Annotated in this window: 15 protein-coding genes; 5 read left to right on the forward strand and 10 right to left on the reverse strand. The window is 72.4% G+C overall.

Going from position 1 to position 13,889, the window contains the following annotated elements; genetic code table 11:
- Nucleotides 1–102: 102 nt before the first annotated feature.
- From ABWI07_RS02265 to ABWI07_RS02275, 3 genes are all read right to left on the reverse strand, one after another.
- Complete coding sequence (locus tag ABWI07_RS02265) at nt 103–924, reverse strand: ABC transporter ATP-binding protein (protein WP_235037172.1); 822 nt, start codon at nt 922–924, stop codon at nt 103–105.
- Nucleotides 925–944: 20 nt separating this feature from the next.
- On the reverse strand, nt 945–1,967 hold the full coding sequence (locus tag ABWI07_RS02270) for an ABC transporter substrate-binding protein (RefSeq protein WP_149262475.1): 1,023 nt from the start codon (nt 1,965–1,967) through the stop codon (nt 945–947).
- A 128-nt stretch (nt 1,968–2,095) separates the two neighbouring features.
- Complete coding sequence (locus ABWI07_RS02275) at nt 2,096–2,965, reverse strand: ABC transporter permease (RefSeq protein ID WP_149262476.1); 870 nt, start codon at nt 2,963–2,965, stop codon at nt 2,096–2,098.
- Nucleotides 2,966–3,108: 143 nt separating this feature from the next.
- Here ABWI07_RS02275 and ABWI07_RS02280 point away from each other — a divergent pair, with 143 nt between their 5' ends.
- Together ABWI07_RS02280 and ABWI07_RS02285 are read left to right on the forward strand one after the other, a co-directional pair.
- The gene (locus ABWI07_RS02280; protein WP_149262477.1) at nt 3,109–4,167 is read left to right on the forward strand and encodes a LacI family DNA-binding transcriptional regulator; all 1,059 of its coding nucleotides are present in this window, start codon (nt 3,109–3,111) and stop codon (nt 4,165–4,167) included.
- 105 nt (nt 4,168–4,272) lie between these two features.
- On the forward strand, nt 4,273–5,397 hold the full coding sequence (locus ABWI07_RS02285; protein ID WP_353817430.1) for a mandelate racemase/muconate lactonizing enzyme family protein: 1,125 nt from the start codon (nt 4,273–4,275) through the stop codon (nt 5,395–5,397).
- Between the two features lie 22 nt (nt 5,398–5,419).
- On the opposite strand, the gene ABWI07_RS02290 is transcribed toward ABWI07_RS02285, so the two are convergent.
- Nucleotides 5,420–5,914 (reverse strand): DUF3237 domain-containing protein, encoded by a 495-nt coding sequence (locus ABWI07_RS02290; RefSeq protein WP_353817431.1) that lies wholly within the window; start codon nt 5,912–5,914, stop codon nt 5,420–5,422.
- Nucleotides 5,915–5,943: 29 nt separating this feature from the next.
- Nucleotides 5,944–6,411, reverse strand: coding sequence for an ester cyclase (locus ABWI07_RS02295; protein WP_200842209.1), 468 nt, complete (start codon nt 6,409–6,411; stop codon nt 5,944–5,946).
- 128 nt (nt 6,412–6,539) lie between these two features.
- On the opposite strand from ABWI07_RS02295, the gene ABWI07_RS02300 reads away from it, so the two are divergent.
- Nucleotides 6,540–7,166, forward strand: a complete 627-nt coding sequence (locus ABWI07_RS02300) for a TetR/AcrR family transcriptional regulator (protein WP_353817433.1) — start codon at nt 6,540–6,542, stop codon at nt 7,164–7,166.
- A 94-nt stretch (nt 7,167–7,260) separates the two neighbouring features.
- Here ABWI07_RS02300 and ABWI07_RS02305 read toward each other — a convergent pair whose 3' ends face one another.
- Complete coding sequence (locus tag ABWI07_RS02305; RefSeq protein WP_268843285.1) at nt 7,261–7,389, reverse strand: hypothetical protein; 129 nt, start codon at nt 7,387–7,389, stop codon at nt 7,261–7,263.
- 196 nt (nt 7,390–7,585) lie between these two features.
- On the opposite strand from ABWI07_RS02305, the gene ybiA reads away from it, so the two are divergent.
- Nucleotides 7,586–8,113 carry a riboflavin biosynthesis intermediates N-glycosidase gene (gene ybiA, locus ABWI07_RS02310; protein WP_149262481.1) on the forward strand — a complete coding sequence of 176 codons (528 nt, stop codon included), beginning with the start codon at nt 7,586–7,588 and terminating at the stop codon, nt 8,111–8,113.
- A gap of 37 nt (nt 8,114–8,150) precedes the next feature.
- On the opposite strand, the gene ABWI07_RS02315 is transcribed toward ybiA, so the two are convergent.
- From ABWI07_RS02315 to ABWI07_RS02330, 4 genes are all read right to left on the reverse strand, one after another.
- Entirely contained in the window at nt 8,151–9,230 is a 1,080-nt protein-coding gene (locus tag ABWI07_RS02315) for a DUF6461 domain-containing protein (RefSeq protein ID WP_149262482.1), read from the reverse strand.
- 296 nt (nt 9,231–9,526) lie between these two features.
- The gene (locus ABWI07_RS02320) at nt 9,527–10,465 is read right to left on the reverse strand and encodes a hypothetical protein (RefSeq protein WP_353817435.1); all 939 of its coding nucleotides are present in this window, start codon (nt 10,463–10,465) and stop codon (nt 9,527–9,529) included.
- The gene (locus ABWI07_RS02325) at nt 10,462–11,061 is read right to left on the reverse strand and encodes an RNA polymerase sigma factor (RefSeq protein WP_353817436.1); all 600 of its coding nucleotides are present in this window, start codon (nt 11,059–11,061) and stop codon (nt 10,462–10,464) included. The genes ABWI07_RS02320 and ABWI07_RS02325 overlap by 4 nt, the downstream gene beginning before the upstream one ends.
- A 167-nt stretch (nt 11,062–11,228) precedes the next feature.
- Nucleotides 11,229–13,376, reverse strand: a complete 2,148-nt coding sequence (locus ABWI07_RS02330) for a terpene synthase family protein (RefSeq protein WP_353817437.1) — start codon at nt 13,374–13,376, stop codon at nt 11,229–11,231.
- Nucleotides 13,377–13,488: 112 nt separating this feature from the next.
- On the opposite strand from ABWI07_RS02330, the gene ABWI07_RS02335 reads away from it, so the two are divergent.
- A complete protein-coding gene (locus ABWI07_RS02335; protein WP_149262486.1) occupies nt 13,489–13,860 on the forward strand; it encodes a phage holin family protein in 372 nt (123 codons plus the stop codon).
- Nucleotides 13,861–13,889 lie beyond the last annotated feature (29 nt).

The following is a 13,889-nucleotide window of genomic DNA, read 5'->3' on the forward strand; positions in this document are numbered from 1 at the left end:
CCTAGCCTGTCGTGTGTCGTGTGCTGTGCGCCTTGCTCGGCGCGCGCCCGGTCGGCCGGCCGCGGCTCCGCCCCGGTCGGCCGTCCGCCGCGCCCGGCCCGGTCAGTCGGCCGCGGCGCCCGCGCCGAGGAGGCCCCGGACGCGGTTGGTGACGCGGGCGAACTCCGGGCGGGCCATGGTGGCGGCGTAGTCGCGCTCCGGGGGCAGGTCGACATCGATGATCTCGGCGATCGAGCCGGGCCGGTCGGTCATCACCACGACGCGGTTGGCCAGGTAGGCCGCCTCCGCGATCGAGTGCGTGACCAGCAGGACGGTCGTGCCCGTCTCCCGCCAGATCCGGTTCATCTCGATGTTGAGCTGCTCGCGGGTGAGGGCGTCGAGGGCGCCGAACGGCTCGTCCATCAGCAGGACGCGCGGCTCGTGCAGCAGGGCGCGGCACAGCGCGACCCGCTGCTGCATTCCGCCGGACAGCTCGTGCGGCAGCGCGTCCTCGAAGCCCTTCAGGCCGGTCATCTCGATCAGCTCGGCGGTCCGCCTGCGCGCCTGCTCGGCCGGCATCTTGCGCATCTCCGCCTGGAGCAGGATGTTCTTGCGGGCGCTGCGCCACTCCAGCAGCGCGGCCCGCTGGAACACGTAGCCGATGTCGTGGCGCGGGCCCGCGACCTTCTCGCCGCGCAGCCGCACGTCCCCGGTCGAGGGCTTCAGCAGCCCCGCGACCAGCTTCAGCATCGTGGACTTGCCGCAGCCGGACGGGCCGACGATCGCGACGAACTCCCCCATGGGGACGTCCAGCGAGACCTCGCGCAGGGCGGTGACGTCGCGCTTGCGGCTGCGGAACCGGACGGCGACCTCGTCGAGGCTGACGGCCGTCTCCCGGTCCGCGCTCCGCTCCGCGCCCGGAGTGCCGGTGGATTGCTTGCTCATGATCCTCATCGCTCGTCCCGTCAGGTCTGCGGCGCGGCCGACGACTGCCAGTACTCCGAGGGCGCCTGCGCCTTCCCGATGACCCCGGCCTGCTGGAAGGTGCTGATCGTCTGCTTCCAGTCGTCCTCGGTGTTCACGCCGGGCGCCTTGCCCTGCGTCGCGGGGGTGTGCAGCAGCGTCAGCGTGGTCTTGAACTGCTCGGTGAGGACCTTCTCCGGCGGGAGCTGCTCGGACGCGCCCGCCATGCTCGCGATGGCGCCCGCCTGGTCGGCCTCCGCGGCCGTCCACGACTCGCTCGTGGCCGCGACCATCTCCTTGACGAGTTCGGCGTCGCTCTTCAGCTTCCGCTCGCCGGCCAGCAGGCCGTTGGAGTAGAAGTTCAGCCCGAAGTCGGAGTACCGCAGGATCGAGACCTCCTTGCCGGACTTGGCGGCCATCGTCGGGCCCTGGTCGTTGGCGAAGCCCATCAGCCCGGCGGTCTTCCCGGACAGCACCGCGGCCATCTTCCCGGCCGGGTCGGTGTTCTGGACGGGGACGTCGCTCGCGCTCATCCCGTTCTTCTGCAGGAACACCGGGAAGGTGCGCGCCAGCGCGTCCCCGGCCGTCCCGGCGATCTTCTTGCCCTTCAGGTCGGCGGGCTTCTTGATCCCGGCCGAGGTGAACGACTGCACGGACGCGGGCGTCGTCTGCAGGAAGACGCCGATGCTCTTGACCGGCATCCCCTTGTCGACGGCGGCGAGCAGCGCGGGCGTGTCGGCCCAGCCGAAGTCGGTCTGCCCGGCGCCGGTGGCCTGGACGGTCTTCTGCGAGCCCTGGCCCGCCTTGATCTCCAGGTCGATGCCGTGCTTTTCGAAGATGCCTTTCTTCTTGCCGTAGTAGAACGGCGCGTGCTCGCCGTAGGGGTACCAGTTCAGGGTCAGCGTGACCTTGGTCAGCTTCTTGCCCGAGGCGCTGGTGGTCTCTCCGGAGTCACCGCCGCAGGCGGTGGCGGCGAGCGCCACGGCCGGAGCCAGGACGGCGATGGCGAGGTTGCGGAGTTTCATAGGACGGCCCTCCGTAGGGGGGTGGGTTGTCTCGGCCGTTGGTGTCGGGACGTCCCGTCCGGTGGTTCCGGGCGGGCGGTTTCGGGTGGCGGGGGGCCCGTGGGGCGCCGTCGGGGACGGCGGCGCCGTCAGTACGTGGTGGTGACGGCCTCGCCGCGGCGGCTGGCGTGCCACGGCAGCAGCAGCTTCTCCGCGACCTCGACGACGACGAACAGCACGACGCCGATGGCCGACATGACCAGCAGCCCGGCGAACAGCATCGGGGTGTCGAGGTTGCCGTTGGCCTGCAGGATCACGTAGCCGAGGCCCTCGTTCGCGCCGACGAACTCGCCGACGACGGCGCCGGTGACGGCGAGGGTGACCGCGACCTTCAGGCCGGAGAACAGGTGCGGGAGCGAGGCCGGCAGCCGGATCTTGGTGAAGGTGGCCATCGGGCTCGCGCCCATCGTGGCCGACAGTTGCAGCATCTCCGGGTCCACCGCCTTGAGCCCGGCGACCATCGAGATCACCACCGGGAAGAAGGCGATCAGCACCGCCACGACGATCTTGGGACCGATGCCGAAGCCGAGCCAGACCACGAACAGCGGGGCGATCGCGATCTTCGGGATGACCTGCGCGAACAGCAGGATCGGGTAGAGGGTGCGCTCGACCGTCGCCGAGTACACCATGACCACCGCGGACGCGACGCCGATCAGCACCGCGAGCGCGAAGCCGATCAGGGTCTCGTACGTGGTGACCCACGTGTGTTGCCAGATATAGCCCCACTTGTCGCTCATTAGCCGCAGCGTCGCGCCGGGCGACGGGACGAGGTAGGCCTCGACCAGCTTGAAGGCGCTGACCGCCCACCATGCGGCGAAGCAGGCCACCAGCAGGGCGACCGGCCGCCACGACCGTTCCAGGCCGTCGCGGATCCGTTCGCCGGCGCCGGGCCTGGCGCGTTCCACGACGCCCGCCGCGTCCGCCGAGGGCGGCGCGGCCGTCGTACCCTGACTCACCATGGGGTTCCTCCGGACGGGGTGGTTCGGAAAGCGCGTTCAGAAAGCGCTTTCTGATGTACCGTAAGAAGCGGCGCGCGCCGCGGTCAAGAGGGTCTTCGCCAGGAACCCGCCGCGAGGGCCCCGCGCCGGCCGAGGGAGCGGTGATGACGGAGGCGGCCGAGGAGGAGCGCACCGGCGACCGGGCGTACGTGACCCTGCAGGACGTCGCGCGGGAGGCCGGCGTCTCGCTCGCCACCGCGTCCCGCGTCCTGAACGGGACCGCGCAGGTGCGTGCCGACCTGCGGGAACGCGTGCTCGCCGCGGCGGCCGAGCTGAGCTACACCCCGAACGCGCACGCGCAGGCCCTGGCCAGTTCCTCCAGCAAGTCCGTCGGGGTGATCTGCCACGACGTCAGCGACCCGTACTTCGCCGCCGTGGCCCGGGGCGTCATGCGCACGGCGGCCGAGCACGGAATGCTGGTGATGCTCGCCAGCACGTTCCGCGACCCGGCCCGCGAGATCGAGTACGTGGCGATGCTGCGCGCCCAGCGGGCCCGCGCGATCCTGCTCATCGGCTCCGGCTTCGAGGACCGCGACTGGGAGCGCGCGATGGCCGCCGAGCTCGACCCCTACCAGCGCACCGGCGGCCGCGTCGCCGTCCTCAGCCGGCACCGCAGCCTCAAGGTCGACGCCGTCCTGCCGCAGAACCGGGAGGGCGCCGCCGCCCTGGCCCGCGCCCTGCTCGACCTCGGCCACCGCCGCTTCGGCGTGCTGACCGGCCCCCGGGCCCTGACGACCGTCCACGACCGGCTCGGCGGGTTCACCGACGCGCTCGCCGACGCGGGCGTGCGCCTCGCGCCCGAGCACATCGTCGAGGCTCCCTTCACCCGCGACGGCGGCTACCGGGCGGCGACCGAGCTGCTGCGCCGCGAGAACCGTCCGACCTGCGTCTTCGCCGTCACGGACGTCATGGCGATCGGCGCGCTCGCCGCGCTGCGCGACAACGGCGTGTTAGTGCCGGGGGAGATGTCGCTCGCCGGTTTCGACGACATCTCGATGGTCCGCGACGTGACCCCGGCGCTCACCACCGTCGCGCTGCCGCTGGACGCGATGGGGGAGCGCGTCATGGGCCTGGCCCTGCGCGAGCCCGCCGCGCGCCGCAGCCGCATCGAGCGGGTCGCGGGCGAGGTGGTGCTGCGCGCCAGCACGGCCCCGCCCGCCTGACCCGCGGCGCCTGCCTGCCTGGCGGTGCCCGCCTGACCCGCGGCGCGCCCGCCGTCCCACCGTCCGGGGCGCCGCGGGCGCGCCGCCCCGCATCCGGAGGCGTGAATGAAGATCGAACGGATCGAGACGTTCTGCGTGGCCCTGCCCACCCGGCGCTCGTTCGGCGTGTCGGGCGGCGCGGTCGCCGTCGCCGGACGGCCCAGCCTGCGCGTCCTGGTGAAGGTCAGCGCGGAGGGCGCGCACGGCTGGGGCGAGGCGACCCCCATCCCGGCCTGGACGTACGAGACCGCCGAGTCCATCGTCACCACCGTCGACCGGTACCTCGCGCCGGCGATCACCGGCCGTCCCGCCTGGGACCTCGACGGCGTGACGACCGCCTTCGACCGCGCGGTCAACCGGGGCTTCAGCATCGGCGCGCCGCTGGCCAAGTCGGCCGTGGACGTCGCCCTCCACGACCTCCTCGGCCGCGCCGCCGGCGTCCCGCTGGGGGTCATGTGGGGGCAGCGCCGCCGCGAGACGATCGACCTCGGCTGGATCGTGTCGGGCCGGTCCCCCGAGGAGGTGGCCGACAGCGTCGCCGAGGGCCGCGACCTGGGCTACCGCGCCTTCAAGGTCAAGGTGGGCCTGGGGCCAGCGGACGCGGAGGTGGTGGAGGCCGTCCGCCTCCACGCGGGCGACGACGCGGCCCTCTGGGTGGACGCGAACCAGGGCTATACCGTCCGCTCGGCCCTCGCGATGGCCCGCCGCCTGGAGGACCTCGGCGTGACCGCGTTCGAGCAGCCCCTCCCGGCCAACGACATCGCGGGCCTGCGCCGCCTCCGCGACGCCTGCCCGATCCCCGTCGCCCTCGACGAGAGCCTCCGGCACCCGTCCGACCTGGCGACGTTCGTCCGCCTCGACGCGGTCGACGTCGCCATCGCGAAGGTCCAGCGCACCGGCGGCCTGACCCTGTCGCGCCGCCTGTGCTCCCTCGCCGAGGACTGCGGCGTCGCGCTGATGGGCTCCGGACTCACCGACTCCGACCTCGGCCTCGCCGCGTCCCTGCACCTCTTCTCGGCCTACGGCGTCGACACCCCGGTCGACCTCAACGGCCGCCAGTTCATCGAGTCGCCGTACGCGGGCCCGACGGTCGAGGTCTCCGACGGCACGGCCCGCGTCCCGGACGCCCCCGGCCTCGGCGTCGAGGTGGACGAACGCGTCGTCCGCGAGCTGGCGGTGAACGTCCTCTAGCCGCCCCGCCTGCGACGCTCTTTCACACCACTTGGAAGACCTTGTAGGCGATCCCGTCCTGGACGAGGTAGCCCGAGCCCACGCAGACGATGTCGTTCAGCCACGCGTACTGCTCGGCTCCCGTCTCGAAGAGCGGATTGGTGCGGAAGTAGTACCGCGACGGGTCGACCCGGTGCCTGGTGTCGGGGTCGGCCATCTCGGCGCGCAGGTCCGGCGGGGTGGCGTAGCGGCCGCCGTAGGTCATGTGGACCAGGGCGCCGTCGTCGGTGCGGAGGGTCAGCCGGACGTCCAGGAGCATGGTCCCGTCGGACCGGAACAGCGCCCAGTCACCGCCGCCCGGCAGGACCTCGCCGCGCAGCATCGGTCCCTCGAACGCCCCGCCCGCCGCTCCGAACAGGACGCGCCGCCCGGCCGGCCCCCGGCCGAAGTCCAGGAGGGGGTCCAGATCGACCACGATGTCGAAGAGGAATTCGGCGCGGATCTCGCCCACGTCCTTCACGCGCGGGTCCGTCAGCATGGCTCATCGCCTTTCGTCGTCGGAGGGCTTCAGGCGGAGCCCCGAACGGCATCGCGTGATCCGAACAGCACCGCGCGAACGGCGTCGGTCGAGACGCCCGACTGGGCGCACAGCTCCGACAGGTCGAAGAAGAAGTGCTCGGCGGCGATCAGGTCGTCCCGGAACCCGAACCGGATGTACACCGGTAGTTCCGCGCGCCTGCCGTTGGGCACGACGCCGAACCGGTCGCCGGTCATGGTCATGCGGACGGTGCCCCAGCAGACCAGCGCGTCGCGGCTCGCGGCGTGGCCCTCCAGGACGACGTCGTAGTCGGGGAACGAGGCGAAGAACCAGTGCAGCGCCTTCTCGTTCGCCGCCGTGCCGCGGACCGCCGTCCCGAAGGCCGGGCTCTCCAGCAGCATCTCCGGGTGCAGCAGCTTCATCGCCGCGGGGACGTCCTGGCGGCTCTTGGCGGCGGCGAGTGCCTGCGCCAGCTCGAACATGCGGTCGCTGTCCACGATCGGCCCTCCGTCGATGGCGATACCGGGGTGCCGGGGGCGGGCCGGTGCCGGACGCCGCCCCCAGGAGCGGAACAAACAATACGGTCGATCGTACGTATAGGCAATGCTGTGGGAGGATGGCCGGGATGAGCGAGAACGTCCCGTCCCCGGAGCCGGGCGTGACCGATGGGCGGCTCCTGCGCGGCGCCCGGGCGCGGCGGACCGTCACCCGGCACGCCGTGGACGTCGCGTCAATGGAGGGACTCGACGGGCTGAGCTTCGGGCGGCTGGCCACCGACCTCCAGGTGAGCAAGAGCGGCATCCAGACGCTGTTCGGCACCAAGCAGAACCTGCATCTGGCCACCGTCGAGGCGGCGCGCGAACTGTTCGTCGACGCGGTCGTGCGCCCCGCGCAGACCGCGCCCGCCGGCGTCGCCCGGGTGCGGGCCCTGACCGAGCACTGGATCGAATACGCGGAGAAGCCCCTGTTCACCGGCGGCTGCTTCTGGGCGGCCAACCTCCCCGACTTCGACAGCCGCCCCGGCCCCGTCCGGGACGCGCTGGCACACCAGCGCCGGCAGTGGCTGGCGCTGCTCGAACGGGAGATGCGCGACGCGATGGAGGCGGGCGAGATCGGCCCCCTCGATCCCGATCTGGCCGCCTTCCAGGTGGACGCGGTCCTCAACGCGGCCAACACCGCCCTGCGCCTGGGCGATCAAGGCGCGACCGGCAAGGCCCGCCGGACGATCGAAGGCCTCCTCACCCCGGCCTGACCACGCTGCCCGAAACTCCGCAGGCCACTTGGCCCGGACGCGAAAGACCCGCCCGGGGAACCGGGCGGGTCCTCATCTATCGGCCGGAGGGCCGTCAGTGCGCGGCGAGCTCGTCCTCGGACGCGTCGGCCTCCGCGGGACGCTCGGAGTCCGGTTCCGCGGGCCGCCATTCGGGCCACGCGTCGATCTTGGTGCGCCGGGGGTTCGCCAGGGCGTTGTCCATTGTTACCGCAGTCCTCCTGTTCAAGGCCGGGCCGGATCAATAGATGGTCCCGGCGGGGTGCCGGGACCGCAAAATGGTCTAGACCGCGATCCCCACCCCGGACCGCGGCGAACATCCCAACAACGCCAATCGATCATCCATTCCCGGCGGGAAAACGGGATGGACCGCGGCGGCCGTCCCTGGCACGCTCTCATCCATGGACGTTGCCGAGCTGGCCCGCCTCCAGGAGCAGGGCGCGCGCTTGAAGTTCCTGTTCTTCTGGGGCCACCAAACCCCTGGCCGCGGCTATCTCAGCCAGTGGTGGCCGTCCCCGTTCACCCTCGGCGGGGTCGCCTACGCGACCGCCGAGCACTACATGATGGCGGAAAAGGCCCGCCTCTTCGGCGACGAGGAAACGGCCGCCGCGATCGTCGCGGCGTCCCATCCCCGCGACGCGAAAGAGCTCGGCCGCCGCGTCCGCGACTTCGACGAGCAAACATGGCGCGACAATCGTGTGACCATTGTCACAAAGGGCAGCGAGGCCAAGTTCGCCCAGAACGAAGAACTCCGCGACTACCTTCTCGGCACCGGCGACCGCATCCTCGTGGAGGCGAGCCCCCTGGACCGCGTCTGGGGCATAGGCCTGGCCGCCGACGACCCCCGCGCCGAGACCCCCGCCGCCTGGCGCGGCGAGAACCTCCTGGGCTTCGCCCTGATGACCGCCCGCGAGGCGCTCTCCTCCTGACCGCGCCTTCTCGACCGTCCGGCGGTGCGCGTCGCGGCTACGCGGTGCGGCCCTGGAGGGTCTCCAGGATGGCGGCCTCCTGAGCCGGGTCGCGGAGGGCAGGAGGGCCCTGGGTGAGCGGACGGAGCGCGGCACGCGCGGCGGCGTGAGGCTCGTGCCACAGCGCGGCTTTCAGCGCACTCGCGAACCATCCCAGCAGGTGGGCGGCGTCCCGCTCGGCGTCGCTCATGTGGTGGCGGGCGACAGGATCGTTGAGCGATCGTCCTGCCTGGCGTGAGCGCGTCACCCAGGAGCGGACGTGCGTGCCGAGTTCGGAGCCGGGGGACACCGTGACCCGCTCGCCGCGCTCGGCGGCGGCGACCGCCTCGGCGAGGCCCGGAGTGCCGTCGAGATCCAGGACGGCGGCCAGCCGCATCGTCTCGCGGGCGGCGACCGCGCGGAGCAGGTGCGGCGGCGCGGCGTCGAGGGCTTCGAGCATGGCGGGAGCGGCGGGCCCGTGGGTGAGCGGGGGCGGCGCCGCGCAGAACCAGGGCTCGATCGCGGCGGTCAGGAGCCCCCCGTCCAGCGAGTCGGGATGGGGGAGGACGCGAGTGACCAGGCCCGCCAGCAGAAGGGCCGAGAGGTAGGCGCCCGGGACGAGGTCGTCGTCGTCCTCGGCGTCGGGGTCCAGGCCCGCCGCCCGCATCTTCCCCAGCAGCAGGTCGGGCTCGCTGCCCCAGCGGTGCTCGGGCCAGGTGGGCTCGAACCCGGTGACCAGCGTGCCGTCGACGGCGTAGCGGAAGCCGTGGTCGGCGTAGTCGTGCCGCAGTACCGAGACGGCCTCGGTGCCGCGCGACAGCGCCGCCAGCGACTCGGTCTGCGAGCCCAGGAAGCCGTTGGGCTCGATCAGCACGGTCCAGGAGCCGAGGCTGATCGCGGCCGCGAAGTCGGCGTAGCCCGCCTCGTAGGAGTCGTAGGCTTCGCGCGCCTCTTCCAGGGTGCGGCGGCCCAGCGTGTCGGGAAGAGCGCCCAGCCGTGACAGCGCCTCGGTCTCGTCGACTCCTCTGACGAAGGTGACACAGAAGATCGCACCGAGCGTCTCGGCCCACTCGAGGTCGTCGTCCGTCACCTTGAGCATGGCTCCTCCGGGGGGCTGGCGGCATGGCTTCTAGATCATGGCAGCGCCGACCGACAAACGGGCCCCGCAGACGCATGCCGGCACGGGGTCGCTGTGGCCGGATGCGGCGCCCACGTATGCCGGACGCTCTCCCGGCGCGGACCGCGGACGGGGGCGGCGCCCCCGCGGCATGGACGGGCTCTGACCCCGGAGCACGGTCCGCCGCCCCCGTCAGCGGGTGAGACCGCGGGGAAGAGGCCATAAGAGCCTGGGAAGGGAGCGCGGACCGCCCCGGCGAGGGGGCGGTCCGGCCTTCCTTACGGGGTCGCCGTGGGGGTGGGGGAGGCGGGCGCCGGCGCGGGCGGCTGGCTCGACATCTCCTCGGTGGGCTTGGGACCCACGAAGAGGAGGACCTGGTTCTTGGCCCAAGGGCTCGCGCCGTGGACGTACCAGTTGGGCGGGATCTGGCCGGGCTTCCGGACCATGCTGATGTTCCCCTCCATGACGCGGTACTCGGGGACGGTGACGTGGCGCTTGCGCAGGGCGGCGAGCACCTCGCCCACGTGGTGCCGGCGGTAGGTCATGCCATGCATGACCTCGCCCGGGGCGGTCACGGGCCCGCTGCTGTTGTACTTCTCGCCCGGGCGGGCCTCCCGTCCGAAGACGACGGTGGCGGCGCCCTTGTAGCCGATACGGATCCGGACGCCGACCGGGCACATGTCGCCCCCGCCGCCGGTCTCGCACTCGCCCTTGGAGATGATCGTTCTGAAGTCCCGCTCGTCGGTGTTGTCGCTGGCCTCCTCCATGACGACCGTGCCGACGATGGACGGGGAGGCCGGCACCATCGACAGCGTCACGTTGAGGCCGCGGGCGGCGAACTCCTCCTTGTAGCGCTTCGGGTCGGCCAGCGGGTCGCGGACCCGCACGTCGATGTAGTCGCCCTTCCGGGTGAAGGCCAGGGCCGCGGCCAGTTGGACGCGCGGGCTCGACGGCGTGACGGCCGGGGCTCCGCCGGAGCCGCCGTCGTGGGTCACCACGACCGCCGACACGGCCGCGCAGGCGAGACCGGCCGCCGCGAGCGGAACGCCGACGAACGTGATCGGCGAGCGCCGCTTGCGCGGGGCGGCCGAGGGGACCGCGGTGGCGGTGATGCGGTCGGCGAGGGCGGCGGCCGCGTCCTCCGGCAGGAGGTCTGCGGCCTGGCGGTCGGTGACGGAGGCGAGTCCGCCGATCAGGGGGTCGATGTCGCGGTTCATGGGGTGTCTCCGTTCGGGATCCGCACCTTGGGAGGAAGCGTCGTGGCGGGCAGGGAGGTGGGAACGTCCGCGTCCATGCGGGCCAGGGCGCGGGCGAACCGGCGGCGGGCGCGGTGCAGGCGGATCCGCAGCGCGTTGCGGGAGCAGCCGAGGACGGTCGCGGCCTCGGCGTGGCCGAGCCCCTCCCAGCCGATCAGGGAGAGCAGCTCGCGGTCGGCCTCGGAGAGGCTCCGGAACGCGGCGCCCACGCGGGTCAGGTCGTCGCCGGACGCGTCCTGCACGCCCAGGCCGTCGCGCAGCCGGGCGCCGAGGTCGGCGGCCAGCGCGGACCGGCGGCGCTCGCCGCGGTGGTGGTTGGCCAGGACGCGCCGCGCCACTCCGTACAGCCACAGCCGGGCCTGGTCACCCGGCGGGACGTCGTCGAGCCGCCGCCAGGCCGTCAGGAACGTCTCCGCCAGGACGTCGGCGGCGTCCTGCGGGTCGCTGGTGCGGCGCAGCGCGTACCCGAGGATCCGGGCGCGGTTGGCCGCGTAGATGTCTTCGAAACGGCGCCGCCTGTCGTCGGGCGGGTGCGATGCCTGCAATGGGGATGGCAAGCCCTCTCCTCTCGTCGCGGCGTTCTGGCCGGACGCAGGGCACATGTCCGCACATGACACAGCATTTCGCTTCACCCCGCAGACCACCGCCCCGGTGCGGGGACCCGGGGCGGTGATGTGCGGGATGACCTGGGGAAGGGCCTAACAAAGCGGCCTGAAAGTCCGCCTCAGTGTGAGGCGCGAGTGAACAGGTGGAGGGCCGACGTCCCGAGGCCGGAGGGCCGGGGAAGGTGGAAGACGGGCTCGCGCTCGTCGTAGCGGTCGGTCTCGCGGTGCCACTCGAGGATGCCGGCCATCCAGTCGCGCAGCTCCTCGACGTACGCGGAAAGGGCGGCGCGGGCGGTGTCGTCCAGGTCGAGCTCGTCGCACAGCGCGGGGAGCTCGCTCCCGGCCAGGTGCTCGAACTGGCGGCGGCGCGAGGTGATGAGGTCGTTGACGACGGGCAGCGCCTCGTCGCGGCCGATGCCGAAGAAGTTCTCGACGGCGAGGACGCCGTTGTTCAGCTCACCCTCGTACTCGATCTCCTTCTGGTAGGAGAAGCAGTCGTTCAGCAGGCACGCGACGTCCATGGCGGAGGCGTCGATCTCGCGCAGGGTGCGGGTCTCGAAGACGTGCGCGGGGATCTCCTTGCCGCGCCCGATGCGCGCCAGGCTCATCGTCAGCTCGGAGCCGAACGTGTGCCGCCGCATCTCGACGTAGTCGACGGGGTCGGGGATGCGCGCCTGGAGGTGGTTGTTCAGCTCCCACAGCCAGCTCTCGACCATGTGCTCGACGGACGCGCGGAACTCGCGGCGGCCGGCGTCGTCCATGGGCCCGGCGGTGCGCAGCCACAGGTCGGCCAGCGCGGCCTCGAACGGGTTCTCCGGAGTCGGGACGGGCCCGCGGTCCAGCGGCAGGAACCGGGGGACGCGGGCGTTGAAGGCCTTCGCGCCCGCCATGTCGCGGTCGCGGTTGAAGACGGCGGGGAAGAAGTCGTCGCCGAAGGTGCCGCAGGCGAGCCACTGGACGGCGAGGTCGAGCGCCTCCGGATCGGCGTCCGGCGCGAGGGACGCGGCGCAGACCTCCAGCGCCATCCCCGAGAGCCGGTCGGGGTTCCACACCGGGACGGGCGTGCGGGGATGGGGAGAGAACATGCCCATCTCCCGCGCCCAGACGAGGAGGTTGCGCCCGGCGCGCTCGCTGTGCGGGTTCACGCGGGCCCGGTAGGGGATGTCGAACTCGGGCAGCGGCGTGCGCCCCACCCTCTGGAACGGGACGTGCGGGAGGCTGATCCGGGCCGACCTCAGCAGAGCGGGGATGCGGGCGGCGGACATGCCGAGCGACCTGTCGTTCATGTACCGGCTGGACCGCAGGTGCCATTCGTGGCCGCCGGACTGCCAGTCCTGGAGGGCCTTCACGTAGGCGGCCACGCCCGCCCGCTCGGCGGGGTCGAGGGCGTGGTCCTCGAAGATGTGCGGCAGCTCGGTGACCGCGGTGTTCTCGAACTGGCGCAGCCGCGAGGTCAGCAGGTCGTTGACGGTGTCCGCGGCGACCTGCGGCGCCACCGACAGGAAGCGCTCCATCACCAGGACCGAGTTGTTGACCTCGCCCTCGGACTCGGTCTCGCGCTGGTAGGAGAAGATGTCGTTGCGCAGGTGGACGCCGTCGGCGAACGCGTCCTTCAGCACGCGCAGCGGCCGCGTCCCCACCACGCGTTCGGGGATCTCGACGCCCGCGGCGTGCTCGGCGAGGTCGGCCGACCAGGGCGCGCCGCCGACCTTGCGCCGCATCTCGATGTACTCGACCGGGTTCGGGACGCGCCCCCCGCGGATGTTGGACAGCTCCCACAGCGACTCGCGCAGCAGGTTCAGGGTGCTCAGGGAGAAGCGGCGGCGCCAGGCGTCCGACCGCGCCGGGACGGTGCGCGCCCACAGGTCGGCGAGGCCGCGCTCGACGGCGTTCACCGGTTCGGGCGGGTCGAGCGACATGAACGCCGGCAGCCGGTCGAGGTAGGCGCGGGCGCCCTCCTGGTCCTGCGGCTTCTTGAAGACCTCCAGGAAGTGGTCGTCGAAGTAGAAGACCCAGACGTACCAGTCGGTGACGAGGTCGAGCTCGGGGGCGGCGCAGTCGGGGTGCGTGTAGGCGCAGAGCAGGGCGTAGTCCATCGCTTCGAGTGCGCGCTCGTCCCAGATGTCGGGGGTGCCGGGGTCGCGGTGGCCGTCCAGCATCCTCATCTCCCGCGCCCACGCCGTGGTGTGCCGACGCGCGCCCTCCAGATGCGGGTTGAGCCGGGCGGGGTACGGGACGTAGAAGTCGGGCAGCTCGAAGGGTTGCATGAACCGGCCTCTCTGTCGGGTCCGTTCCGGCAACTTACAGCACCGTCAAAGTCACGGAAAGTGACATCATGCTTGCCGGAATCTCCTCCCCTCAGACGGGTAAGCCGAGGTCATGTCGGAGTCGCGCAAACCCGCCGCGGCCGCCGAACCGCTGGAGCAGAACCTCGTGCTCGCCCGGCGTGTGGTCGAGGCGGCGCAGCAGGAAATGATCGATAAGGCCAGGCAGCGCATCCCGGCGCTGCGGCTGGGGGCCGTGGCCGGGGCGTTCGGCGTCATGGCCACCGCCGCCACCTACCGGATGAACGTGCTGCTTCTGGAGAAGAAGCTGCCGCCCGAGCTGGCGTCGTTCATCACCGCCGCCGTGTACGGGGGCGGCGCGGGCGCCGCGGCGGTGGCGGCGTCCCGCAAGTGGAAGGGGCTGCCGGCGCCGCTGCCGACCGATACGGCGCGGCAGGTCGTGGAGATCCTCACCGAATCCGACTGAGGGCGCCGGGACGCCGCCCCGATCTTCTG

The organism is Actinomadura sp. NPDC000600, from assembly GCF_040492135.1.
Lineage (GTDB): Bacteria > Actinomycetota > Actinomycetes > Streptosporangiales > Streptosporangiaceae > Spirillospora.